Consider the following 24,588-nt stretch of genomic DNA (forward strand, 5'->3'; position numbering starts at 1 on the left):
CGCACCTCGTCTGACGCCGGACGGACCACCGGTGCCGCCCCCCCCCCCCCCCCCCCCCAGCACCAGCCCCCACCCCGGCCAGCCCCATGTCCAGCCCAGGACCAGTCCAGCGGAGCCCGACTATGTGCGGCGGCGCTCTCCAGTCGATCCAAAAGACTGGAGAGCGGCAATGCGGGAGAAGCACCGATGGAAAATGGAAAGGTGGCACGAACGGAGGTCCGCGGAAGAGGAAATGAAAAGACGAATCAGGGACCTTGAGTACGGGAGGTGGCGATGGCGGTAAAGCCTGATGCTGCTCATCTGGTTCGGACCAGGCCGCAGCGGGGCACGCTCGGTGGCCGGCCCCCTTGAAGGTGCCGGCCACCCGCCAGCGCGTCCATGATCCTGTCATGTCTAGCGGCGGTGGAGCGGCGCATCATCCGTGAATGCCGCTTGAACGAGTATAGGGATCGTTGGGGTAGACGCGCTTGCGAGGCTTGTAGCCCCCCTTCTGGAAGCGGTCCAGGAAACGCTTGGGACGATCAAGCTTGTACCGGTCATAGCGTGGGCGCGTTTCGAGGTTCGGGTTGCCGGGCCAGATTACGGTGGTGTCCCTGTAGTCGGTGTAAGGGTCGGGTCTCGGCTCACCGGTATGTTGCCCGTGGGTGTCGCTGGAGCCGGTGTGCGGTGGTGGATTCGGGTCGTCGGTGACGATCGTCGCGGCTGCTTGCGGGATCCCGGCATGGGATGCGGTGCCCGCCGGCAGTTGTACGCCTCCAGTGGCAACGGCGGCTGCCACCGCGGCTACCGCCGGGCCCCGGATGTAGGTGATCTTGCTCATATGGCGTCATCTTCTCCGGCCGTGACCCTCTGTCGCCGGTCCGTGCGAGACCCGCGTCGGCCCCGCCAACGGTCACGGGCAGAGAGGTCGGCCGATTCATGTGAGTACTGGAGCTACGGGCGCCTCGTAAGGCGCGGAGGCAATCGCCATCTCTTCGCAGATGTCCCCTACGTTGCCGAAGTCGAGGGTGACGGGCTAGGGCCGAACGTCCCGGACCCGCGAGTTAAGCCGCCGAAGATGATCAAGGTACTTGCTCAAAGCTCTACTTGAGGATCTGGCGGGCCATGACGACGCGCTGGATCTGGTTGGTGCCCTCGTAGATCTGGGTGATCTTGGCATCGCGCATCATGCGCTCGACCGGATAGTCCTTGACGTAGCCGTACCCGCCGAGGAGCTGGACCGCGTCGGTGGTGACCTCCATCGCGACGTCCGAGGCCAGGCACTTGCACGCCGACGACAAGAAGGTGAGGTCCTTGATCGTCTCGCCGTGCATGGCGCGCTCGGACTTCGCCGCCGCGTGGTAGGTGAGCTGCCGGGCGGCCTCGATCTTCATTGCCATGTCGGCGATCATGAACTGCACGCCCTGGAAGTCGGCGACGGGCTTGCCGAACTGCTTGCGCTCCTTGACATAGCCCACGGCGTGGTCGAGGGCGCCCTGGGCGATGCCCAGCGCCTGCGCGGCGATGGTGATCCGGGTGTGGTCGAGCGTGGCCAGCGCGGTCTTGAAGCCGGAGCCGGCCTCGCCGATGATCCGCTCGGCGGGGATCCGGACGTCGTCCATGATGACCTGGCGGGTCGGCGAGCCCTTGATCCCGAGCTTCTTCTCCGGGGCGCCGAAACTGACGCCCTCATCGCTCTTCTCCATCACGAAGGCGGAGATTCCGCGGGCCCCGAGTGTGGGATCGGTCACAGCCATGACCGTGTAGTAGTCCGACACCCCGGCGTTGGTGATCCACATCTTGGTGCCATTGAGCACCCAGTGGTCCCCGTCACGAACCGCGCGGGTCTTCATCGACGCCGCGTCGCTCCCCGCCTCGGCCTCCGACAGCGCGTAGGAGAACATCGCTTCGCCTCGGGCCACCGGGGTCAGATACCGTTTCTTCAGTTCTTCGGATCCGGAAAGCAGAATCGGCACCGTACCGAGCTTGTTCACCGCCGGGATCAGCGACGACGAGGCGCACGCACGAGCGACCTCCTCGATGACGATCACGGTGGCGAGCGCATCGGCACCGGCGCCGCCATATGCCTCCGGAACGTGGACGGCATGCAGGTCCGCCTGCACGAGTGCGGCGAGGACGTCGTGAGGGAACTCGCCGGTCTCGTCGATCTCCGCGGCCCGCGGCGCGATCTTGGCGTCGGCGAGCTCGCGGACCGTCTGCCGCAGGAGCTCGTGCTCCTCCGCGGGGCTGTACGAGGGAAAATCGGGGGTCATGCCCCGAATGCTACCGGCCAGTACGAATAATCAGTGGCGTGCGGGGACGTCTTCTGAAAGGAGTTCCCTTGGCTCACCGGCTCACCGTGATCGGCACCGGCTATCTCGGCGCCACCCATGCCGCCTGTATGGCCGATCTCGGCTTCGAGGTGCTAGGGCTCGATGTCGACGAACAGAAGGTCGACCGGCTGTCGGCCGGCGACCTCCCGTTCTTCGAGCCGGGGCTGGAACCGGTTCTGCGTCGCAACCTGGCCAACGGCCGGCTGCGCTTCACCACGTCGTACAAGGAGATAGCCGACTTCGGCGACGTGCATTTCCTGTGCGTGGGCACACCGCAGAAGGCGGACGAGTACGCGGCCGACCTCACCTACGTGGACGCCGCCCTCTCGCAGCTGGCGCCGCTGCTCGACCGCGCCTGCCTGGTGGTCGGCAAGTCCACGGTCCCGGTGGGCACCGCCGCGCGCCTGGCCAAGCTGCTGGCCGCGCTCGCCCCCGTCGGTGCCGACGCCGAGCTGGCCTGGAATCCCGAGTTCCTCAGGGAGGGCTTCGCCGTCCAGGACACCCTGAACCCGGACCGGATCGTCGCGGGTGTGCGCTCTGATCGGTCCGAGAAGATCATGCGCGAGGTGTACGCCTCGATGATCGCGCGGGGGACGCCGTTCATCGTGTCCGACTACCCGACCGCCGAGCTGGTCAAGGTCGCCGCCAACGCGTTCCTCGCCACCAAGATCTCTTTCATCAACGCGATGGCGGAGGTCTGCGAGGCGGCGCACGCGGACGTCACCACGCTGTCGGAGGCGCTGTCGCACGACGACCGGATCGGCGGAAAGTTCCTCGGGCCGGGGCTGGGCTTCGGCGGAGGATGCCTGCCCAAGGACATCCGCGCGTTCATGGCGCGGGCCGGTGAGCTCGGCGTCGACCAGGCGCTGTCGTTCCTGCGCGAGGTCGACGCGATCAACATGCGCCGCCGGAGCCGCATGGTCGATCTGGCCCGTGAGCTGCTCGGCGGATCGTTCATCGGCCGCACCGTCGGGGTGCTCGGCGCCGCGTTCAAGCCGAACTCCGACGACATCCGCGATTCGCCGGCGCTGGACGTGGCGGTCACGATCCGCTCGCAGGACGCCAAGGTGACGGTGTACGACCCGCAGGCGCTCGGCAACGCCCGCCGGGCCCAGCCGGCCCTCAGCTATGGCGAGTCGGCGCTCGACGCAGCACGCGGCGCGCATGTCGTGCTGCTGCTCACCGAGTGGGCGGAGTTCCGCGACATGGATCCCGAGGCGCTCGGCGAGGTCGTGGCCGAGCGCAACATCGTGGACGGGCGCAACGCGCTCGATCCCGAACGCTGGCGTGACGCCGGCTGGAACTACCGCGCGCTGGGCCGCCCCTGACCGGCCGCCGCTGCCCGCCACCGACACACCGCCACCGACACGCCGCTACCGGGGCGCCCTGACCGGGCGCCCCTGCCGGTCGCCCGGCCGCCCGCTCAGGTCTTGGGCTGGCCGAGGCGCGGCGGGCTGGTCAGGAAGCCCAGACCCCAGGAGACGTGCATGGTGGCGTACACGAGCGGCAGTCGTGCCCACGCGGACGGCGGCAGGCCACGGCCGGTCGCCACCGCGCCGAGCACGATGGCCACGGCGTAGCCGCCCGGCAGTATCCAGCCCGGCCAGAAGCCGACGGCGCCCGCGACGACGCCCACGGCCATCGCGACCACGGCGATGGGCGGTGCCAGGTAGCGCAGGTTCAGCGTGCCCTGGTGCTCGCGGCCGACGACGCGGCGCCAGCGTCCGGTGTGGAAGTACTGCTTGGCCAGCGCCCGCAGATTGGGGCGCGGCCGGTAGGTGACCCGCATCCGCGGCGTGAAGTAGACCGTGCCGCCGGTCCGCCGGATCCGGTGGTTCATCTCCCAGTCCTGGGCGCGTACGAACGTCTCGTCATAGCCCCCGACGCGCTCGAGCGCGCTGCGCCGGAACGTTCCGAGATAGACGGTCTCGACCTCGCCGGGCGCTCCGCCGGTGTGGAAGCGGGCGTTGCCCACCCCGATGGGAGAGGTCATCGCCCGGGCGACGGCCTTCTCGAAGGGAGTGACGCCCTCAGCCGCCATGATCCCGCCGACGTTGTCGGCCTTGGTCTCCTCCATGGTCTCGACCGCCGCGCGCACATAGTCGGCGGGCAGCAGTGAGTGGCCGTCCACCCGGACCAGGATGGAGTACTGCGACGCTCTGATCGCGATGTTCAGCCCCTGCGGCGTACGGCCGGTGGGGTTGGCCACCATGATGATCCGCGGATCCTCGGCGGCGATCCGTTCGGCTATCTCCTGGGTACGGTCCCGGGACGGTCCGACGGCGAGCACCAGCTCGAGTTCGCCGGGATAGTCCTGGGCCAGGATGCGCGAGACGGCGTCGGCCAAGTGCCGTTCCTCGTTCAGTACCGGCATGATGACGGACACTGCGGGCCAGGTTGTGGGGCTTTCGATGCTCACTCGGCTGCTCTGTGTGCGCTGGCGGGGTTCGACGGGACCACGCGCGTTGGGAGAGGGATTCATGACGGCGCCACGCTACTGTACGGAACCAGGGTCAAGGCAACGAACAAAGGGTTTCGCGCGGAGGCGGCACCAGGATGGCCAACGACAACGACTCCGATCCGTTCGAGCGCTATTTCCGCCCGCGCCCGAACGGACGGCAGAGCTCGGCCGACCCGGAGCCCGGCGAGGGCGAGCCGGACGGTGTCATCGTCGACGGCGCCCGCGCTCCACGTGTCGAGGTGGGGTCGCCGCGTCGGCGGCGGCGCGGGGCGGCCCGGTCGGCGATGAACGCCCGCAGGCAGCGCCGGTTCCTGATGGTCACGGCCACCATGTCGGCGTTCGTGCTGCTCACGTCGGGCGGCGCGTGGGCCTTCCAGGGCTTCATGCTCGGCCAGATCGAGAAGATCGACCCGTTCGACGGCCTCGGCAACCGCCCGGACGCCGGCCCCAAGGGTGCGATGAACATCCTGGTCGCCGGCGTCGACCGGCGTGAGGGCATGAAGCCCGACCAGATCAGGCGGCTGAGGCTGGGGAAATTCGAGGGCGAGCGCTCCGACACGATGATGCTCGTGCACCTGTCGGCCGACCACGACAAGGTCTCGGTCGTCAGCCTGCCCCGCGACTCGCTGGTGACGATCCCGGCGCACCGGTCCAACGGCAGTGAGGGCGCCAAGGGCGCCTCGATCCCGTCCCGGCAGGGCAAGCTCAACTGGGCCTACACCTACGGTGGGTCGACGCTGACCATCGAGACGGTCGAGCAGACGACCGGCGTCCGGATCGACCACTACGTCGAGGTGAACTTCCTCGGCTTCATCAAGGTCGTCGACGCTCTCGGCGGCGTCAAGATCTGCACGGAACAGCCCATCGACGACCCGAAGAGCGGCCTGCGGCTGCCGGCCGGCCCGAGCCACGTGGACGGGGAGAAGGCGCTGGCGTACGCGCGTGCCCGCTACACGCTCACCGGCGGCAGCGACCTCGGCCGCATCGACCGGCAGCAGCAGTTCATGTCCGCCCTCATGAGCCAGGCGCTGAGCACCTCCACGCTCACCGACCCGGTCAAGGCCACCAGGTTCGTCAAGGCCATGCTGAAGTCGATCCGGGTGGACAAGGGGCTGGCCGACGACGCGCAGGCGCTGCTCCGGCAGATGAAGGGGCTGTCCACCGACAGCGTGGCGTTCACCAGCGTGCCGCTCGCCGACACCAACTTCATGACGCCCATCAACGGGTCGCAGCCGCAGTCGACCGTGCGGTGGGACCAGCAGGGCGCCCGTGACCTGTTCCAGAAGCTCAGGCGCGACCAGCCGCTCATCGCCCCGGCGCCGTCGGCCTCGCCCACGCCGACCAAGGCCGCCGACGAGCTGACCGTGCGGCCGGCCGACATCCAGGTCAGGGTGCTGAACGGCGTCGGTACCCGTGGGGTGGCGCGAGGAGCCGCCGACGACCTGCGCAGGGCGGGCTTCAACCCGATCGTCGTCCCCGGCGTCGCCAAGCAGATCGGGCAGAAGCAGACCGTCATCCAGTACGGCGGCGGGCGGGCCGACTCGGCGAAGACGCTGGCCGCCGCCATTCCGGGTGCACGGGTGAAGCGGCTGCCGTCACTCGGCGACCGCATCCAGGTGATCGTGGGCTCCTCCTGGGACGGCGCCAAGAAGGTCAAGGTGGCCGGGCCGGCCGGCGAACCGGGAACGGGCGCACCGGCCCTGCAGGCCAGGACCGCGACGCAGAACCTCTGCAAGTAGCCGCGTGCGCTCCGCCCCGAACGGGGGATTACGGGCTATTTTTAATGCGTGTCGGCCCTGTCTGCCGACCGAGGAGGTAGTACGCATGTCCAACGGAGCTCGACACACGATCGGCGCCGTCGTCGGGCTCATCGCCACCCCGCTGCTCGCGGTGGCGCTGTTCTTCGGCGCCGAGCGGTCGCTTCGCTTCTTCAGGTACTACGCGCTCGACGACGCGAGCCGGTGGACCGGCGGCGCGGCGATCCTGTTCGCCGCCGTGGTCCTGGGCCTGGTCGCCGGGTCGAGGGTGTCCCCTCTCGCCTCCCTCATCCCCGGGGCGGTCTACTTCACCGTGGGAGCGCTGTGGGTGCTCGCTCCCCGCTTCACGCTGGAGCACACCTCCCGAAAGCTTCCCGACACGCTCGACCGGGGCTACTCCGTGTTCGGCTCCTACGGGATGATCCTGCTGCTGGGCGGCCTTCTGGTGGCCGCCTCGCTGCCCCCGTCGCGGTGGGCGGCTCGGACTCCGCGACCGGCTCCCCGGCCCGGGGGAGGCCCACCCTACGAGTTCGGCGGCATGGCCCCGCCGTACGGCCAGGTCCCCGGCGCCGGTCGGCCCTCAGGTCCCGGTCAGTCTCCTCACCCCGGTCAGCCTTCGGGCATGAACCAGCCGCCTCCCGGCATGGGGCAGCCCGGCACGAGCGGGCCTTCCGGCCCGCCTGAGCGGTCCGCCGGCCAGTCGCCCGCGCCCTACCCACCCGGCCCCGGCGCTCCGCCGCCGGCCTACTCCCCACCGGCGTACTCTCCGCCTCCGCCCCCGCACTCGGAGCAGCGGCCGCCCGCGCGCAAGAGCGAGGACGAGGGCGGCGGCGACGCCGGAAGCTGGACGCAGATGTACGGCACCGGCGGCTCCGGCAAGGACGACCAGAACTCCTGACGCCGTCCTGTCCGCCCTCAGGAGAGGGCGGACAGGACGCCTGGAATGTCGTTGACCACGAGGGCGTCGACACCGCCGTCGGCGTAGCGCGCGGCGTCCTTGGGGGCCGGGCACCAGGCCATCACCTCGAGGCCCGCCTTGTGGGCGATGTCGACGGAGTGCTCCAACGGCCGGATGCGGGCGTCCTCGCGGTCGAGGCCGAACGAGCCCGTGTGCATGCCGACGGCCTGCAGGCCCAGGTTGGCCGCGGCCGAGACGCCGTGCCAGAGCGGGAACGACAGCCAGGTGAGCAGGCCGAGGGGCACGCCGGGCAGGTTCTCCTGCAGATGCAGGAGCAGGGCCGGGTCGAACGAGGTGACGAGCAGTGGCCTGCGCCGCGCCTCACGGGCCAGCACGGGCAGCAGCAGCGACCCCGTGCGCCTCGCGGGCGAGTCCACGGCGTCCTCGAGGATCGTCTTCACGTCGACGTCCACGGCCACCTCGGGCGGCAGCGCATCGAAGATCTCCACGAGCCGGGGCAGCCCCGAGTCGGCCGCGGTGCCGTCGATGAGGAAGACGCCGTCGGAGGTGGTCGGATCGTGGCGGAGCACGAGATCGTCGTCGGCCGTGCGCTGCACGTCGATCTCGACCCAGGTCAGCCCGGCCTCGGCGGCCGCCAGCAGTGAGGCGATGGTGTTCTCGGCCAGGATGTCGTGGGTCGCCGCTTCCGCGGCGTGCTGGGCCGCCGGCGACACGGTGATGTTCCCGGTCCCGAACCCGCGGTGCCCGATGATCGCCGGTTTCGAGTCAAAGATCATGCGTGTTCCTTACCAGGGAGGGGGTCGGCGTTGTCCTTGGCGATGTGCTCGGCGAGGGCGATGTCGAGCGGATGCGTGACCTTCAGGTTGCGCTCGCTGCCCTCGACGACTCTGATCGGCACGTCCGGCAGGTAGCGGTGGACCACTCCGCAGTCGTCGGTGGCCGTGAACGCGGGGTCGGCCAGCGCGAGCTCGTAGGCCCTGCGGACGGTACCGAGCCGGAAGCCCTGGGGGGTCTGGAACCGCCGCAGGCTCTGGCGGGCCGGCATGGCGGTGACGACGTCCCCCTCCACAGCGACGATCGTGTCGGACGCGGGGAGGCCGACCGCGACGGCGTCGTAGCGGCCCAGCGCGTCCAGGCAGCGGCCGATGACGGCCTGGTCGACGAACGGGCGGGCGGCATCGTGCAGCAGCACCCGGGCGTCGTCGGCCTCTTCCACGAGCGCGGCGAGCGCGGCGAGGGTCGACTCCGAGCGGCTCGCGCCACCCTCGACCACCGCACGCACCTTCGGGAAGGGCGCGGCGATCCGGGACGCCGCCGGAACATGCCCTGCGGCCATCACGACGATGATCTCGTCGATGGCCTCGCAGCGGTCGAAAGCCTCGATCGCGAGCGCGAGGATCGGGCGCCCGCCCACCTCGATGAGCTGCTTCGGGAGGGCCGATCCGATGCGCTGCCCGGTGCCGCCCGCCAGGACCACAGCGAGGGTTCTCATCGGTGTGTATCCGCCCGGATGCGCACTATGCACATAAGTGTCGCCCTCGCGTCACCACAGGTTCGAGCCGCTACGCTGTGGAGACGCCCGCGGTGTTGATCATGTCCAGTGCGGTGCATTACCCCATGTCCTGATGATCGGAGAGCGTCGATGGCTTTGGCTGTTGTTGTCGCGACCGAACCGGTCGAGGGGGCGGCCGCGGGGGGCCCGGCCTCGACGGCGGAGCTGCGCTACGGCGACACGGACCAGGTATTGCTGCGGCGGCTGCTCGACCAGCTGGCCTCGCTCAACGTACACGACGCCCACGTCATAGCCAGGCCTGCGACCGTCGCCGCGCTTCGTCATCCCGGCGAATCGGGCGAACCCGGCTACGACGCCCCCGGCTACGACGTCATCGAGTCGGCCGACGTCGCCATGGACCTGCGGGAGATCGCGCGGCTGGCCGGCGCGGCCCGGGAGCCCGTGCTCGTCCTGCACGGCGACCTGGTCATGAGCAACGAGCAGCTCGCCCGTGTGGTGCACGACACCAAACCGGGCGCCCTCGCGCTCGTCGCGGGGCGCCGCCCGGAACAGGAGCCGTTCCGGCCGGTCGTGCGCACCAAGGGCGGGCTCGTCGTCTCCGCCGGGTCGCGCCACCACCAGGTGACCGACCCCGACGCCGAGTTCCGCGGCGTGCTGCGGGTCGGCTCCAAGCTGGCGGGGGAGCTCGCCGCGGCCGCCAAGAATCTCGCCGACCTCGTCGGCACGCTGCCCGACAGCGAGCCGGTGCGCGCGCTGGGGCAGGCCCCGCAGGAGGTCGACCGGTTCGTCGACAACGAGGCCGTCGCGGTCGAGCGGGCGCTCCGCACCCGAGCGGTGGCCGGCTCGGCCGCCGCCGGTCTCGGCGGCACGCCGCCGCGGGGAGACGACGCACCGGCGCTGCTGCTGGTAGGGCTCGTGCGCTCCGGCGTACGGGTGGCGGCGCGGCCGGTACGCGACCTGGTCTGCGACCGGGTGCTCACGGCCGGCCAGGTGCCGGCCGCGCGCGCGGCCGTCGACGCGGTCGACGAGGACCGCGTGCGCCTGAACGACGCGGTGAAGGGCAACGACGGGTTCTTCACCACCTACGCCGTCAGCACGTACTCGCGGTACATCGCCAAGTGGGCCGCCCGCCGGCAGCTCACGCCCAACATGGTGACGTCCATGTCCATGGCCGTCGCGGTGGTGGCCGCCGTGTGGTTCAGCGCGGGCACCCGCCTCGGCCTGGTCCTCGGCGGGCTGCTGCTCTACTTCGCCTTCGTCCTCGACTGCGTCGACGGGCAGCTGGCCCGCTACACCCGGCAGTTCAGCACGCTCGGCGCGTGGCTCGACGCGACGTTCGACCGGGCCAAGGAGTACGTCGTCTACGTCGGCCTGGCGATGGGCTCCACCGCGGCCGCGGCGGGCACGCTGGCCCATGGCGGGGACGTGTGGGGCCTCGCGGTCGCCGCGTTGATCCTGCAGACCGTACGCCACATGATCGATTTTTCCTTCGAGGCGGCCAGGGTGCGCGGCCCGGCGGCCCCGCTGCCCGAGGTCCCGCTCACCGACCGCGACGACAGCATGCTCGATCCGCCTCCCAGCGCGCCCGGAACGGCCCGCCGGCCCGGCGGCCTCGGCCACCTGGCGATGTGGCTGTCCGCGCGCACCGAGCGGATCGGCGGCCTGCGATGGGCCAAGAAGATCGTGATCCTGCCGATCGGTGAGCGGTTCGCCCTGATCGCGATCACGGCCGCGCTGTTCAACGCCAAGGTGACGTTCCTGTCACTGCTCATCTGGGGTTCGCTTGCCACGGCGTACACCCTCACCGGACGAGTGCTGAGGTCCCTCGCGCGATGACCTTCACCCTGCCGCGGCGGGCTCCCGCCGACGACCGCACCGGCCGACTCCAGATCTACCGGGACGACGGCCCCATCTGCGTGCTGCTCGGACGGCTGGTCCAGGGGCAGCTGCCGCCGCTCCCTGGCGTGCTCGTGGCCGCCGTCGTGACGTCCGTACTGCTCCTCGCGGGCGGCGGCGAACAGGCCGGGGTGGCACTGTTCGCCCCGGTGGTCGCCCTGCTGCTGACCGGGCCGGCCTCGTCGCACTCGCACGGCGGACGGCTCGACTGGCTCGTTCCGCCCATGATCAGAGCGATCGAGTATGGTTACCTCGCCGTATTGGGGTTCGCCCATGATCTCTCGGCGCCGCTGATCTACCTGTTGATCGCGGTGCTGGCCTACCACCACTACGACACCGTTTATCGCACGCGCCAGAAGCTCTGGCCCCAGGAATGGGTCTTCACGGCCGGTCTCGGCTGGGAGGGCCGCATGCTGATCGTGGCGGCCGCCGGTCTCGCGGGGATTCTTCCGTTCGCGTACGCCGCGCTGGCCGTCTATCTCGGCGTGCTGTTCGGGGTCGAGAGCGTTCGCACTTGGACCAAGACCGGGCGCGGCACTGGCGTGATGGTCGACCTCGAGAAAGAGGAGGAAACCGGATCATGATCGGCATGGTGCTCGCAGCCGGTGCGGGACGAAGGCTGCGCCCGTACACCGACACGCTGCCCAAGGCGCTGGTCCCCGTCAGCCCCGACCCGGGCGACGACACCACGATCCTCGACATCGCGCTGAACAATCTCAGCGCGGTCGGGTTGACCGACGTCGTCATCGTCGTCGGCTACCGCGCGGTCGAGGTGGAGAAGCGTCAGGCCGCTTTGGAGGAGCGGCACGGGGTCTCCCTCACCCTCGTGCACAACGACAAGGCCGAGGAGTGGAACAACGCCTACTCCATGTGGCTCGCCCGCGACCATTTCGCGCAGGGTGTCCTCATGGTGAACGGTGACACGGTCCATCCGGTAAGTGTCGAGAAGACTCTATTGTCGGCTCGGGGACCTGACATCATCCTGGCGGTGGACAACATCAAAACACTGGCCGACGAGGAGATGAAGGTGACCATCTCCGAGTCCGGGCGGCTGGAGCAGATCACCAAGCTGATGGATCCCGCGAAGGCCTACGGCGAGTACATCGGCGCCACACTGATCGAGCCCGCGGCGGCCGGTCCCCTCGCGAGCGCGCTCGAGTCCACCTGGAAGCGCGATCCGGGCCTGTACTACGAGGACGGTTACCAGGAGCTGGTCGACCGGGGCGGCCCGATCTCGCTGGCCCCCATCGGCGCCGTCGACTGGGTCGAGGTGGACAACCACGCCGACCTCGAGATCGCCCGCCGGATCGTGGGCAGCGCACTGAGCGACCCGCTCCGTTCGTACATGACGCTCCGTGAGGAGCCCTCGGCAGACGCCGCCCATAGCCCGGGTGACGCGAGCAAGGGACACTGATGCCGCTCCTCGCCAGGATGCTCACCGCGCCGCTGTCGATCGACGTGCGGCGCGGTGCGATCGCGGCGCTCGGCGACCTGCTGGCCGACCGGCGCATCGCCACCGAGGGCCGCGTCGCCGTCGCCGTCGGGCCCGGCCAGGGCGACCAGATCGCCGAGCACGTGCGGCCGAGCCTGCGGGACTGCGAGATGTTCCAGGTCGACGGCGCGACGGTCGACGCGGCCGTGGAGCTCGGCTCCAAGCTGCGCGGCGGATCGTACGAGGCGGTCGTCGGCATCGGCGGCGGCCGCACCATCGACGCCACCAAGTACGCCGCGACGCTCGCCGGCATCCCGATGGTGTCGGTGGCGACCAACCTGTCCCACGACGGCATCTGCTCGCCGGTCGCCTCGCTGTCCCACGACAAGGGCAAAGGCTCGTTCGGCGTCGCGATGCCGCTCGCGATGATCGTGGACCTCGACTACGTCCGAGCCGCGCCGGAGCGGCTGGTCCGGGCCGGCATCGGCGATGTGCTCAGCAACTTCTCCGCGGTCGACGACTGGGAGCTCGCCGGCCGCGAACGAGGCGAGCCGCTCGACCGGATGGCGCTGACGCTGGCCCGCAACGCCGCCAACGCGCTGATCTTCCAGCCCGAGTCGATCGAGTCCGACCGGTTCCTGACCGTGCTGGCCGAGGGCCTCGTGCTGTCCGGCATGGCGATGTCGTTCGCCGGGTCTTCGCGGCCGTCCAGCGGCGGCGACCACGAGATCCTGCACGCGATCGACCAGCTCTATCCCGGCACCGCCAACCACGGCGAGCTCGCCGGCATCGGCGCCGCGTTCTGCTACCACCTGCGGGTCGCGTTCCTCGGCGAGGACACCGGCCGGCTGGAGGAGATCACCGGCTGCCTGCGGCGGCACGGGCTACCGGTCACGCCCGGCGACGTGGGGCTGACCGAGGAGCAGTTCATCCAGGCCGTGCTGCACGCCCCTGGGACGCGGCCGGGCCGCTACACGGTCCTTGAGCACCTTGACCTCGACGAGAGTGCCGTCACCAAGACGGTCGGCGACTATGTACGGGAGCACGGACAATAAGATGCCTGCGCGCAAAGCCCCCACCGTCGCAGAGGTCCGCGCAGGCGGCCAGCCGCCGGGCCTGAAAGACCGCCGCAACGAAGAGCACTGGGCGGGTCGCCTCTACATGCGCACCGCGTCGCCGTACTTCTCCTGGCTGTTCCTACGGGTCGGGCTCTCCCCGAACCAGCTGACCTACCTGATGATCGTGTGCGGCGTGCTCGGGGGCGTTGCCGTCGCACTGGTCCCCTCGGGTCCGGCCGGGCTGGTGGCCGCCGCCGTCGGCGCGCTGCTCATCCAGGTGTACCTGCTGCTCGACTGCTCCGACGGAGAGGTCGCGAGATACAGCGAGAGGACCTCGATCACCGGGGTCTACCTGGACCGGATCGGCCACTATCTCTCCGAGGTGGCCCTGCTGGTCGGCCTGGGCGTCCGGGCCCAGGGAGCCTTCGAGTCCGGCGGATGGTTCGAACTCGGTCTGATCGCAGCACTCGGCGCGGTGCTCATCAAGGCCGAGACCGACAACGTCGTGGTGGCCCGGGCCAAGTCGGGGCTGCCCGCCGAGCCCGGCACCGGTGACCGGGCGCTGCGGCCCCGCTCGACCGGGCTCGCGCTGGCCCGTCAGATCGCGTCCATGCTGCGGTTCCACCGGATCATCGGCGCGGTGGAGCTGTCGCTGCTGATCCTGGCCGCCGCCCTGGTCGACGTCCTCGTCCTGCACGCCGACGGCGCCGACGAATGGACCGCCACCCGGGTGCTGACCGTGGCCGTCGCTGCCGTCGCCGTCCTGCAGACCGTGCTGCACTTCATCAGCATCGTGGCGTCGCGGAGGTTGCGGTGAATCCCAATCCCGCCACGGACGAGAGCGTCGCGAGCCGGCAGGAGCATGCCGCTCCCACGAGCGCCGGCACGGACGGTCTGCTTTCAGTGGTCGTCCTGACCATGGGGAACCGGCCCGTCGAGCTCGAGCGTGCGGTGCGCAGCGCCCTCGAGCAGGAGCACGTCGACGTCGAGGTGGTGCTGGTCGGCAACGGGGTCGTGGGCGACTGGACGCCCGGCGACGCCGAGGTCTTCGACGACAAGCGGGTGACGATCGTACGGCTGCCGAAGAACGTCGGCATCCCGGCCGGGCGCAACCGGGGCGTCGAGGCGTCGAGCGGCGGGATCGTCCTGTTCCTCGACGACGACGGGTGGTACCGCTCCACCCGACTTGGTGTCTACCTGCGTGAACGTTTCAGCGCCGACCCTGCGCTGGGCATCGTCTCCTTCCGGGTGAGAGACCCCGAGGGCGGGCTGGGCGAGCGCCGCCACGTGCCCCGGTTGCGGGCCGGCGACCCGGAGCGGTCCTCGCCGGTGACGACCTTTCTCGGCGGCGCCTGCGCGATGCGGCGGGCCGCCTTCGACGCGGCCGGCGGACTGCCCGAGCGGTTCTTCTACGCGCACGAGGAGACCGACCTCGCCTGGCAGGCGCTCAACGCCGGGTACCGGATCGAGTACGACGCCTCCGCGGTGATGTTCCACCCGGCGGTGCTGCCGACCCGGCACGACATGTTCTACCGCTACAACGCGCGCAACCGGGTCTGGCTGGCCCGGCGCAACCTGCCCTGGCCGATCGCCCTCGTCTACCTCGCCGTGTGGGTGGCCCTCACCGTGCTGAGGGAACGCAAGCCCGCCGTGCTGAAGCCCTGGTGCCGCGGCTTCGTCGAGGGCTGGCGCAAGCCGGCCGGCCGGCGCCGCCCGATCAGGTGGCGGACGGCCTGGCGCATGACCCGCACCGGCCGGCCGCCCATCATCTGACCGCTTCCGCTCGTACGCGCCCTGCGTACGAGCCCTGCGCCGTGACAGCGAAACGGGAACCTGTTCTACTTACGGTGTGGCGGACGCTCATGTGATTCAGGACCGCAAGGTCACGATGCCGGTGCGGATCAGGGATGCCACGGTGGCGTCGGCGATGTTCGCCGTGCCCGCCGCCGCGGCGCAGGCGGTCATCGGTTACTCCGGGCTCGAGGCGGCGCGGCCGCGGCTGCTGCCCGGCCGGGCGATCTGCTCGCTCGCCTTCATCGGGTACGTGGACGGGGACCTCGGGGCCTACCACGAGTTCGCGGTGGCCTTCCTGGTCCGTCCCCCGGGACCGCCGGGCGAGCGCGCGGGCCGGCGCCGCGTCGGCGCCTTCATCCACTGGCTGCCGGTCGACCAGACGTTCACGCTCGAGGCCGGGCGATCGATCTGGGGCTTCCCCAAGGAGCTCGCCGACATCCCCATCCACCTGGAGAGCCGCATCAAACGCGGCGCCGTCCGGGTTGGCGGCCGCACCGTGATCGAGCTGGCGGTACGGCCGGGCCCGCCGGTGCCGGCCGCCCTTCGCGCCGCCGAGGTCGACGCCTACTCCTGCCTGGACGGGGTGACCCGCCGGACGCCGTGGACGCTGACCCCCACCGGCGTACGGATCAGACCGGGCGGTGCGACCGTGCGGCTCGGCGACCATCCGGTGGCCGACCAGCTGCGGCGGCTCGGGCTGGACGGGGCGCGGGCCCTCGGCACCGGTGTCGTCGGCCGCGTCGTGATGAGCTTCGAGGACGCCGAGGAGATCCGGTGATGATCACCCCCACCCTCGTCACGCGCAACGCATAAGCTGTGTGCTTTCGCCGGTTCGCAGGGAGTCGCCTGGATGTCGTCCGCGGTCAAGGATCAGGAGATCGCCGCCGAGCAGAAGCGGGTCGATGTCGCGTACGCCCGGCTGGAGGAGATGCGCGAAGACGCCAAGAACATGATCAAAGAGGGCTACCGGCAGGCCCAGGCGGGCACCAAGAGCTCGCTGGTCGACCGGGACGCCATGGTCCATCAGGCGGCGCTCCGGGTGCAGGCCCTCAACGTGGCCGACGACGGCCTGGTGTTCGGCCGGCTCGACCTGACCGGCGGTGAGGCGCGCTACGTGGGGCGGGTGGGGGTGCGGACCCGCGACCACGACTCCCTGGTCATCGACTGGCGGGCGCCCGCCGCCGAGGCGTTCTACCAGGCCACTCCCGAGGACCCGCGTGAGGTGATCCGGCGGCGGGTGCTGCACTCGCGCGGCGACAAAGTGATCGACATCGAGGACGACCTGCTCGACCCCGCCGCCGCCGACGGGCTCACCATCGTGGGCGACGGCGCGTTCCTGGCCTCCCTGGCCCGCACCCGCGAAGGTCCCATGCGCGACATCGTGGCCACCATCCAGCGGGAGCAGGACAAGGTCATCCGCGCGCCGGCCGACGGCACCGTGATCGTGCGCGGCGGGCCCGGCACCGGCAAGACCGCGGTGGCCCTGCACCGGGTGGCCTACCTGCTGTTCCGCCACCGGCGCAGGTTCGGCTCCCGGGGAGTGCTCATCGTGGGCCCGAACCCACGGTTCACCTCGTACATCCAGCGGGTCCTGCCCTCGCTCGGCGAGGGCTCGGCCGCGCTGCGCTCCCTCGGCGACCTGGTCGAGGGCGTGACCGCCACGGCGCACGACACGCCCGAACTCGCCGCGCTCAAGGGCGCCGAGTCGATGGCGCGGGTGCTGCGGCGGGCGGTCACCGACCACGCGCCGGGCGCTCCCGACTCGGTGACCGTCGTACACGCCGGTGTGGTTCTGAGGCTCGACCGGCCCCGGCTGGACCGGATCCGGCAGGAGGTGCACCGGCGCAGCCGCGGCACCGTCAACACGGCCCGTGGACGCGCCGGGGAACTGCTCGTCGACGCGCTGTGGGACCGGTTCGTGGAGGTCGGCGGCCTGTCCGACGCGCCCGACACCAAGCGCAAGGAGTTCGCCGCCAACGTCAGGGACCAGCGGACCTTCGCGGAGTTCCTCGCGGCGTGGTGGCCGGTCCGCATACCGCTCCAGGTGCTCCGTGCGCTCGGCGAGACCGGCCGGCTGTCGCGCGCCGCCGGGCGGGACCTGTCCGGTCACGAGGTCGCGCTCCTCGCCGCGAGCTGGGCCGGCGACGCCGGCCCGACCTACCAGGACATCGCGCTGCTGGACGAGATCGACCAGCTGCTGGGGGCTCCGCCGCGCCGCCGCGCCGCCGTGAGCGACGACGAGGACGAGGACCCCTACGCCTCGGACGGCATCAACATCTTCACCGGCGAGCGGACCGGCTCCGGAGAGCCGCAGATGCGCGAGCTCTCCACGACGATCGAGCGCATGGAGCGATCGCGCCGGGTGGACGACGGCGTCGAGGAGTCACGGGAGTACGCCCACATCGTCGTGGACGAGGCCCAGGACCTCTCTCCGATGCAGTGGCGGATGCTCGGCCGGCGCGGCCGGCAGGCCACCTGGACGGTGGTGGAGGACCCCGCGCAGAGCGCGTGGGAGGACTTCGACGCCTCGAGGCGGGCCATGGACGCGGCACTCGGCAAGCGTCAGCGCCGCGACTTCGCGCTGACCACGAACTACCGGAACTCCGTGGAGATCGCGGACGTGGCGGCCCGGGTGCTGGCGCTGGCCGTCCCGGGCGCCCGCCCCGCCCGCGCGGTGCGCAGTTCGGGGTACGAGCCGGCCGTCACCGTCCCCGGCGACCTCGCCGGCGCGGTGCACGAGGCGGTCACGACGCTGCTCGACCAGGTCGAGGGCACGATCGGCGTCATCGTGCCGATGCCCGGCAAGGGGCGGGACCTGCGCGACCTCGCGACCGGTTTCCCCGAGCGCGTTCAGGTCCTCGACGTACTCGAGGCCAAGGGCCTGGAGTTCGACGCGGCGGTAATCGCGCTGCCCGAGGAGGTCGCCGCGCAGTCGCCGAGCGGCCTGCGGACGCTGTACGTGGCCCTCTCGCGCGCGACCCAGCGGTTGACCGTCCTCACCACCGACCCCGGCTGGCGCGACACGCTCATGCCACCGGCGTAGCACGTTACTTCGTAAGGCGATCGAGGGTGCCCGCCGGCGAGACGGGCACCCTCGGGTCTCTCAGTTGACGTCGAAGCGATACTCGGCCCATGGGCCGGGGTTCCCGGCGCGGTCGAGGCTCTGGACCCACAGGACGTCCGAACCGGAGGAGGTCGGTGTGTAGGTGATGGTGGCCTCGCCGCCGACCCGGTCTGCGGCGACCACGGTCACCACATCTCGCGATTCCCCGTACCGGAACGAGACGATGTCGTCCACGGCGTTCGATGTGAACGTGAAGGTGCCGGGAACTCCCACTCCGCCGTGCCCGCCGGTCGGCGGGTAGTCCTCCGAGGTGACCGTCGGGGGCCGGTCGGGACGAACGGTGTCCACGGTGATCTCGCACCAGTCCGACCATGGCCCATAGGCCTGATCGTCGTATCCGCGGACCCGCCAGGCATAGGTGCCGCCGTCGCTCAGTGCGCCCTCGGGAACGGTGACGCTGAAGGTGTACCCGGAGCCCCCCGACCACGAGACGGCCTCGCCGATCTTCCGATCGTCCGAACGCCGCCACCATTCGAACTGCCCGGTGATGTTGTCGCCGCCGCCCGTCTCGTTCCGGTCGGGGTCGGTGATCACCGCGTTGAGCTGTGGTGCGTCCGTCGGGATCCAGAGCCCATCGGGACCGCAGGGCTTGAAGTGCGACAGCATGCTCAGATCTGCCGGCTTGTCGGGCGCCGTGTTGTGGGTCACCGAGATGACCGGCGCGTTGCTGAGGGTCTTGAACCCTCGCGGGTCGGATTCCTTGGTGGTACGTACCCCGAGCGTGATGTGGGTGCGCCCGGCGGCGACCGCTTCGCCCACCACGTCGGTCAGATCGGCCTCGAGCCAGTGGCCGCGGCAGGATCCGGCCGTGGGGCCGACGTTCGTCAGCCAGGCGGGCTGATCGTTCCATGTCGTCCGCCGGTGAATGTCACCGGTGATCCAGACCTCCAGTGAATCGACATCGCACGACACGGCAGAGGTGATCGGCTGCTCGAGCATCGCCTGGAGGACCGTCGCGCCCGCGATGGGGCGCAGATCGATCTGGAAGAACGAGCGGTAGGTCGTGCGTGCCCTCACATCGCGCCCGACCGGAGCGTCATCGGCGGACCCCCATGACGGCCGGTTCGGTCTCGCCTTGGAGACCGACGCCCAGGCTTCTCGCTCGAGCGCCGTGATCTGGGTCAACATGCGTGGTTGCTCCGGTTGCTCCGGTTGCTCCGGTTGCTCCGGTTGCGCCGCCACGGTGTTCGTGGGTACGGCCGCGCCGGCCATCGCCAGCAGCGCCGCGGCGACGACCGTCAGGTTCCTCATTCGGGCCATGGCGTTCCTTACCTGAACGTGAACGAGGCGGGGTCAGCGTAAAGGGACGCCTTCTCGCCGGAGCCGGATGTCGCCATGGCTGAATGTGGCCACCGCCCAGGTCGCCGGCGCCGCTGATCCCTGGCGCCGTCCGGTCATGAGTGGCTTGAGATACTCGACCCATGTCTCCCGGGGTCATCGTCCTCCTCACCGTCGTGTCCGTCCTGTTCATCCTGACGAACCTGCCACGCCGAGGCCGAACGGCGTCGTACGAGAACGCGGACCACAAGGGGGTGGTCCTCTACTGGCGACCCGGTTGCACATACTGCATGAAGTTGCGTACGCGCCTGCGCTTCACACGCCTGCGCTACAGCGAGATCAACATCTGGAGAGACCCCGAGGCGGCCGAGTTCGTCCGCTCGGTAGCGGACGGGAACGAGACCGTACCGACCGTGACCGTGGCCGGAAAGGCGATGGTGAACCCATCGAAGCGGCAGCTGCTTGAAACGATCAAGACGGGTGAGTGAGGCCGGCCGGTCGACCTCGGTCGCCGACGCGCGCTCAGCCGCACTCAGCTGCCGCATGCGCTCCCGGCCCCGGTAGATCTGTCAGGCGTCAGGCGGTGATGAGGTGGATGAACGGGCGATCAGCTCGTAGGGCATGAGGATGTGCGGAGCATCGCCGATAGTCTCCTCCAGGAGGAGGCGGCCTACGGTGCGGCCCTTTTCTGATTTGGGTTGGCGGATGGTGGTCAGGCCCGCCTCTCCGGCTTGCGGGATGTCGTCGAAGCCGGCTACCGAAACGTTGTCGGGGACGGTCAGGCCTCGCTCGGCCACTGCCTGCAGAGCGCCCAGGGCGATCAGGTCCGTGGTGGCGATGATCGCGGTGGGGCGAGGATAAAGATCGAGGAGCCGGGCGGCGCCGGAGCGGCCGCCTTCACGAGAGTGGGGCGTGGGGCGCACGGCTACGTCGTCCCAGGAGAGTCCGGCCTCCAGGACGGCGTCCCGGTAGCCCGCGAGGCGCGCCGTGATGGCGCCTGACGTGCCCGTGGCGTCCACATTCATCCGTGCGTGGGTGGCCGGGAGGACACCGAGGCGCCGGTGGCCGAGTTTCAGTAGGTGGGCACACAGCGTCTTGGCCGCGGCACGGTCATCCACACCGACGAAGGGGACGCCCTTCAGGTAGGGCTCGCCGGCGATGACGAAGGGCAGGCGGCGCTGCCGGAGGGCTTCAAGGGCGGGGTGGTCCTCGTCCATGCAGAAGGCGACGAAGCCGTCGACGATGGCTTCCCGTACGGCGCGCTCGGCGGAGGCCTCGTCGCGCCAGGCCATGAGCAGGAGGCTGGTGGACGAGGTCTCGGCGATCTCTGCGAGGCCGCGCAGGAACGCGACCGCGTACGGGTCGGTGAAGGCGTAAGACAGCTCTTCGGTCAGCAGGACGCCGATGACGCCCGCCTTGCCGCGACGGAGCGTTCGGGCGGTGGGGTCGGGGCCGGCGTAGTCCAACTCCTCGGCGACCTCGAGGATGCGGCGGCGCAACTCGGGGTTGAGCTGGTCGGGGCGTGAGAACGCGTTGGACACCGTCGTGCGCGACACCCCGACGGCCTCGGCGATCGTCTTGAGTGTGACGCGTGGCATGTCCCCGATCGTAGTTCTGAATTGATTCAGCTCCAAACGCCGCCTAGAGTAGAGATTGATCTGAATCGATCCAGAAGGTGGCTCAGATGAGCATGTACCTGTCCCAGGGTCCGGCGCTCAGCGCGCAGCAGTCACTAGTGACCAGCGCGCTTCCGGACGCCCCCGTCATCCCGTACGTCGAACCGCGCCAGCGCACTGCCGGCGCTCGGCGCAAGGCGGCCGCCGCGCTGCACTCGCTCGCTGATCGGATCGCGCCGGCACCTATGCAGCAGGCCTGCTGACGTCCGTAGCTCAGGAGACGTCGTTCTTGTTACGTTGTGCGCAGCCTCGACGATTAACGGATGAACGACTGCCAGGCGCGGCGTCTGGGCGCATCAGGGAGCCGGTGGACTCGGGGGTCTTGTGAAGGAACTGCTGCGGTGGGAGAGCGATCAGGGGCCGGTCGTCGTCGAGGTCGATGATCAGGATGCCGGATTCGAGTCGATCTCTCGGTCGCCCGGCGAGGTCGTACACGATGTCAAGGGGCGTTTCGAGGACGCGCTGACCAACGTGCGCGGGGCGGCCGAGTCGGCGCTGCGGACGTTCCGGGACGACCTGCTCGACCCCGACGAGGTGGAGATCGAGTTCGGGGTCAAACTCAACGCCGCGGCCGGGGCGGTGATCGCCAAGACCTCGATGGAGGGTCATCTGGTCGTCAAACTCAGATGGGCGCGCGAAACGAGCGAGTGATGGGCGAGTGGCGGTGGCGGGCCCGGATCGAGACCGAGTCCGGGAGAGTGCTCGGCGCCGGCTTCCTGGTGGATTCGACGCATGTGCTGACCTGCGCTCATGTCGTGGTGGGCCTGGATTTCGCCCATGTCAGCTTTCCCGGCGTGACCGCCGGCCTGCCCGCCAAGGTCGTCCAGTGCACGGGGTGGGCGAAGGTCGGGGACGAGGGCGATGTCGCCGTGCTCGAGCTGGCCACGCCGGTCGCCATCGCGCCTGCCCGGTTCGCGCCGTTGGATGCGTTGCGCGCGTCGGCGACCGAGCTTGGAGCGTACGGATTTCCCCGGAAAAAGGAGGATCCCGGTTCTGTCGTGGAGCTCAGGACCCGCCCGGACATGGACCTCCGGCAGGAATGGTGGCAGCTCAATGTGCCGGCGGAGCATCTGGAGTCCCTTGAGCACGGGTTCAGCGGGGCCGCCGTCTATCTGCCCGACAGTGGCGAGGTGGTGGGCATGGCCACCGACCGGGACGCCACGGTGGACGGCAACAGCGGGCGGATGCTCCCGTTGCGCAGCATCCGCTGGTATTGGGAAGACATCGACGACCTGCTCGACCTCGGCTGGCTCACCCGGGAACAGCGGCATCAGCTGCACGAGATCGTACGAGGCGCCACGTCGGCGACGCCGTTGAACGACGTGTACCGGGAGGCCTTCCCCGGTGTTCCAGAGGTGCGGCGACTGCGGTCGGTGTGGGATGCGATCAGGTCGGTGGCCGAGGAGAGCGTGCGGCCGGACTCCTTGAAACGCTTCCTGATCGTACTGCTGCGGCACCTGGACGACGACGTCGCACAGCGGCTGGCGACCTGGATGCGACAGCACATGCCCACTGCGGACCTGACTCCCGGGACCGCACCTACCTCGCTCATCATTCGGCTCGATCGGATGACGCGTGGTGACGTTTACGAGCTCACCCTGCTCACGCTGGTGGACGGTGTCACCGGCCCGTATGCCGGTCCCATCGAGGTACGCGAGGCACAGATCCAGGAACGCGTGGAGGAGGCGCTGCCCAGCGTGCGCAGCGCAGTGCTGGGCCGCGACTGGCTCATCGAGTTCGCACTGCCGGTGTCGCTGTTCAACGAGCCCTTCGAGACCTGGTACGTGGAGAAGGAAAACGGAATCCGGATGCGCGCCTACCCGGTGGTGGTAAGGGACGTACAGCGCATGAATCCCGGCTCGGTCCGGCGGGACCTGACGGCCAAGCGGTGGCGGCGACTGCGCGAGCGCGGCACCGCACTACCCGAGCCGATCGACTGCCAAGCCCAGCCGGTCGACTGCCAAGAGCCCTATTCTGACGAGGGATTCCAGGACTGGCTGGACGCGGACGAGGAGTGCTCCGTGCTCGCATACGCGGCCGTACCCGCCAAGGGGCGTCTCAACGCAGCGCTGAACGCCGGCATACCGGTCATGTTGTGGCCGCGTACCAAATGCGCCGAGCAGTCGCACGACGGCTGCGCGGGGGACCAGCGACTGCGCAGGCTTACCGAGGCCATCGCGCACGTCCACCCCGACGACGTACCTAAGACGGTGATGAAGCTGCGCAAGCAGGCCCGTACCCGGAGGGCGGGCGCGGACCACTGCGGCCGGGAGCTGACCCTGGTGTGGGACGACCCGGCGCGGCTGCCCGACCCACCGCTGTCGATGGGAGCCTGACGTGGCGGACTGGAAGATCTTCACCGGCACCCGGGTCCGGCATGACCGGATCAAGGAACTGCCCGAGCCGCCCCCGTGGCGGGTCTTCGACGGCGGTCCGCCGGTACCGGGGCCGGACCGTCCGCCGTCCAACCCGCACCAGGCGACCACCTACCGGCCCACCCCGGAAGCGGTGGAGCAGGTCAACGCGGCGCTGTACCTCCGGCGCCCGCTGCTGGTGACCGGGCCGCCGGGCACCGGCAAGTCCACGCTCGCCGACGCGGTCGCGTACGAACTCGGTCTCGGTCCGGTGCTGCACTGGCCGATCACCAGCCGGGTGACGCTACGCGACGGCCTGTACCAGTACGACCCGCTGACTCGGTTGTACGCGGCCGGCCGCCAGGACGAACGGGCCCCGTCAGCAGCGCCCCACGATGACGACATCGGGCGCTACATCCGGCTGGGCCCGCTCGGCACCGCGCTGCTGCCGTACGAGCGGCCGCGGGTGCTGTTGATCGACGAGATCGACAAGAGCGACATCGACCTGCCCAACGACCTGCTCACCATCTTCGAAAAGGGCGAGTACGAGATCCTGGAGCTCAAGCGCCGCGACGAGCCGACCGCGAGGGTGCTCACCGCCGACGCCAAGGACCGGGTGACCATCACCGAGGGGACCGTGCGGTGCCGCGCCTTCCCCCTGGTGATCATGACGAGCAACGGTGAGCGAGAGTTTCCACCCGCCTTCCTGCGCCGGTGCGTCACCGTCAAACTCAAGCAACCGGCCGACCAGCGGGAACTGGCCGCGATCGTCAACGCGCACCTGCGCGACCTGACCCGGGAGCAGGCCGCGCTCGTCGACGACCTGGTACGGCAGTTCTTCGAACGCCAGACCAAGGGGGAACTGGCCACCGACCAGCTGCTGAACGCCGTCTACCTCTGCCACCACGCCGCCCGGACCGGCACCGACGACCTCTCCGACCTCGCTGCCAAGGTCATGCCGTACCTCACCGCCCAAGCGGGCCACGATGACCCTTGAGCGCCTCCGCGCGGTAC

At 70.1% G+C, this 24,588-nt stretch carries 23 protein-coding genes; 16 read left to right on the plus strand and 7 right to left on the minus strand.

What is annotated here, in order from left to right; genetic code table 11:
* Positions 1-415: 415 nt before the first annotated feature.
* Complete coding sequence (locus HKK72_RS09530) at positions 416-820, minus strand: hypothetical protein (protein WP_187233918.1); 405 nt, start codon at positions 818-820, stop codon at positions 416-418.
* 262 nt (positions 821-1,082) lie between these two features.
* A complete protein-coding gene (locus HKK72_RS09535; RefSeq protein ID WP_187233919.1) occupies positions 1,083-2,252 on the minus strand; it encodes an acyl-CoA dehydrogenase in 1,170 nt (389 codons plus the stop codon).
* A gap of 68 nt (positions 2,253-2,320) precedes the next feature.
* Here HKK72_RS09535 and HKK72_RS09540 point away from each other — a divergent pair, with 68 nt between their 5' ends.
* Positions 2,321-3,640: a UDP-glucose dehydrogenase family protein gene (locus HKK72_RS09540; RefSeq protein WP_187233920.1), complete on the plus strand. Its 1,320-nt coding sequence runs from the start codon at positions 2,321-2,323 to the stop codon at positions 3,638-3,640.
* 95 nt (positions 3,641-3,735) lie between these two features.
* Here HKK72_RS09540 and HKK72_RS09545 read toward each other — a convergent pair whose 3' ends face one another.
* Positions 3,736-4,794, minus strand: coding sequence for a glycosyltransferase family 2 protein (locus HKK72_RS09545; RefSeq protein ID WP_187233921.1), 1,059 nt, complete (start codon positions 4,792-4,794; stop codon positions 3,736-3,738).
* A gap of 74 nt (positions 4,795-4,868) precedes the next feature.
* On the opposite strand from HKK72_RS09545, the gene HKK72_RS09550 reads away from it, so the two are divergent.
* Positions 4,869-6,512 (plus strand): LCP family protein, encoded by a 1,644-nt coding sequence (locus tag HKK72_RS09550; protein WP_187233922.1) that lies wholly within the window; start codon positions 4,869-4,871, stop codon positions 6,510-6,512.
* 85 nt (positions 6,513-6,597) lie between these two features.
* On the plus strand, positions 6,598-7,428 hold the full coding sequence (locus HKK72_RS09555; RefSeq protein WP_187233923.1) for a hypothetical protein: 831 nt from the start codon (positions 6,598-6,600) through the stop codon (positions 7,426-7,428).
* Between the two features lie 17 nt (positions 7,429-7,445).
* Here the strand turns inward: HKK72_RS09555 and HKK72_RS09560 are convergent, their stop codons facing one another.
* Both HKK72_RS09560 and ispD read right to left on the minus strand, forming a co-directional pair.
* On the minus strand, positions 7,446-8,225 hold the full coding sequence (locus HKK72_RS09560) for a glycerophosphodiester phosphodiesterase (protein ID WP_187233924.1): 780 nt from the start codon (positions 8,223-8,225) through the stop codon (positions 7,446-7,448).
* A complete protein-coding gene (gene ispD / locus HKK72_RS09565) occupies positions 8,222-8,941 on the minus strand; it encodes a 2-C-methyl-D-erythritol 4-phosphate cytidylyltransferase (protein ID WP_187233925.1) in 720 nt (239 codons plus the stop codon). Before ispD ends, HKK72_RS09560 begins: the two co-directional genes overlap by 4 nt.
* A 150-nt stretch (positions 8,942-9,091) precedes the next feature.
* Here ispD and HKK72_RS09570 point away from each other — a divergent pair, with 150 nt between their 5' ends.
* The 8 genes from HKK72_RS09570 to HKK72_RS09605 all read left to right on the plus strand — a co-directional run bounded on the left by HKK72_RS09570 (position 9,092) and on the right by HKK72_RS09605 (position 18,185).
* Positions 9,092-10,798 (plus strand): CDP-alcohol phosphatidyltransferase family protein, encoded by a 1,707-nt coding sequence (locus tag HKK72_RS09570; protein ID WP_187233926.1) that lies wholly within the window; start codon positions 9,092-9,094, stop codon positions 10,796-10,798.
* Positions 10,795-11,442: a DUF5941 domain-containing protein gene (locus HKK72_RS09575; RefSeq protein ID WP_187233927.1), complete on the plus strand. Its 648-nt coding sequence runs from the start codon at positions 10,795-10,797 to the stop codon at positions 11,440-11,442. Before HKK72_RS09570 ends, HKK72_RS09575 begins: the two co-directional genes overlap by 4 nt.
* The gene (locus HKK72_RS09580) at positions 11,439-12,272 is read left to right on the plus strand and encodes a sugar phosphate nucleotidyltransferase (RefSeq protein WP_187233928.1); all 834 of its coding nucleotides are present in this window, start codon (positions 11,439-11,441) and stop codon (positions 12,270-12,272) included. Before HKK72_RS09575 ends, HKK72_RS09580 begins: the two co-directional genes overlap by 4 nt.
* Positions 12,273-12,289: 17 nt before the next feature.
* Positions 12,290-13,345, plus strand: coding sequence for an iron-containing alcohol dehydrogenase family protein (locus HKK72_RS09585; protein WP_187233966.1), 1,056 nt, complete (start codon positions 12,290-12,292; stop codon positions 13,343-13,345).
* 1 nt (position 13,346) lies between these two features.
* Positions 13,347-14,165 (plus strand): CDP-alcohol phosphatidyltransferase family protein, encoded by an 819-nt coding sequence (locus HKK72_RS09590; protein WP_261986686.1) that lies wholly within the window; start codon positions 13,347-13,349, stop codon positions 14,163-14,165.
* Between the two features lie 101 nt (positions 14,166-14,266).
* Positions 14,267-15,121 carry a glycosyltransferase gene (locus HKK72_RS09595; RefSeq protein WP_187233967.1) on the plus strand — a complete coding sequence of 285 codons (855 nt, stop codon included), beginning with the start codon at positions 14,267-14,269 and terminating at the stop codon, positions 15,119-15,121.
* 76 nt (positions 15,122-15,197) lie between these two features.
* Positions 15,198-15,920 (plus strand): acetoacetate decarboxylase family protein, encoded by a 723-nt coding sequence (locus HKK72_RS09600; protein WP_315987163.1) that lies wholly within the window; start codon positions 15,198-15,200, stop codon positions 15,918-15,920.
* 72 nt (positions 15,921-15,992) lie between these two features.
* The gene (locus HKK72_RS09605) at positions 15,993-18,185 is read left to right on the plus strand and encodes a HelD family protein (protein ID WP_187233930.1); all 2,193 of its coding nucleotides are present in this window, start codon (positions 15,993-15,995) and stop codon (positions 18,183-18,185) included.
* Between the two features lie 60 nt (positions 18,186-18,245).
* Here HKK72_RS09605 and HKK72_RS09610 read toward each other — a convergent pair whose 3' ends face one another.
* A complete protein-coding gene (locus HKK72_RS09610) occupies positions 18,246-19,517 on the minus strand; it encodes a hypothetical protein (protein ID WP_187233931.1) in 1,272 nt (423 codons plus the stop codon).
* A 170-nt stretch (positions 19,518-19,687) separates the two neighbouring features.
* Here HKK72_RS09610 and HKK72_RS09615 point away from each other — a divergent pair, with 170 nt between their 5' ends.
* Positions 19,688-20,032 carry a glutaredoxin domain-containing protein gene (locus HKK72_RS09615; protein ID WP_187233932.1) on the plus strand — a complete coding sequence of 115 codons (345 nt, stop codon included), beginning with the start codon at positions 19,688-19,690 and terminating at the stop codon, positions 20,030-20,032.
* 81 nt (positions 20,033-20,113) lie between these two features.
* On the opposite strand, the gene HKK72_RS09620 is transcribed toward HKK72_RS09615, so the two are convergent.
* Positions 20,114-21,142 carry a LacI family DNA-binding transcriptional regulator gene (locus HKK72_RS09620; protein ID WP_187233933.1) on the minus strand — a complete coding sequence of 343 codons (1,029 nt, stop codon included), beginning with the start codon at positions 21,140-21,142 and terminating at the stop codon, positions 20,114-20,116.
* Between the two features lie 86 nt (positions 21,143-21,228).
* On the opposite strand from HKK72_RS09620, the gene HKK72_RS09625 reads away from it, so the two are divergent.
* The 4 genes from HKK72_RS09625 to HKK72_RS09640 all read left to right on the plus strand — a co-directional run bounded on the left by HKK72_RS09625 (position 21,229) and on the right by HKK72_RS09640 (position 24,571).
* On the plus strand, positions 21,229-21,423 hold the full coding sequence (locus HKK72_RS09625; RefSeq protein WP_187233934.1) for a hypothetical protein: 195 nt from the start codon (positions 21,229-21,231) through the stop codon (positions 21,421-21,423).
* A gap of 121 nt (positions 21,424-21,544) precedes the next feature.
* Positions 21,545-21,871: a CU044_2847 family protein gene (locus HKK72_RS09630; protein WP_187233935.1), complete on the plus strand. Its 327-nt coding sequence runs from the start codon at positions 21,545-21,547 to the stop codon at positions 21,869-21,871.
* Entirely contained in the window at positions 21,871-23,556 is a 1,686-nt protein-coding gene (locus tag HKK72_RS09635; protein WP_187233936.1) for a trypsin-like peptidase domain-containing protein, read from the plus strand. Before HKK72_RS09630 ends, HKK72_RS09635 begins: the two co-directional genes overlap by 1 nt.
* 1 nt (position 23,557) lies before the next feature.
* Positions 23,558-24,571 carry an AAA family ATPase gene (locus HKK72_RS09640; RefSeq protein WP_187233937.1) on the plus strand — a complete coding sequence of 338 codons (1,014 nt, stop codon included), beginning with the start codon at positions 23,558-23,560 and terminating at the stop codon, positions 24,569-24,571.
* Positions 24,572-24,588 lie beyond the last annotated feature (17 nt).

Origin of the sequence: Actinomadura sp. HBU206391 (assembly GCF_014323665.1) — a bacterium.
Classification (GTDB): domain Bacteria; phylum Actinomycetota; class Actinomycetes; order Streptosporangiales; family Streptosporangiaceae; genus Actinomadura_C.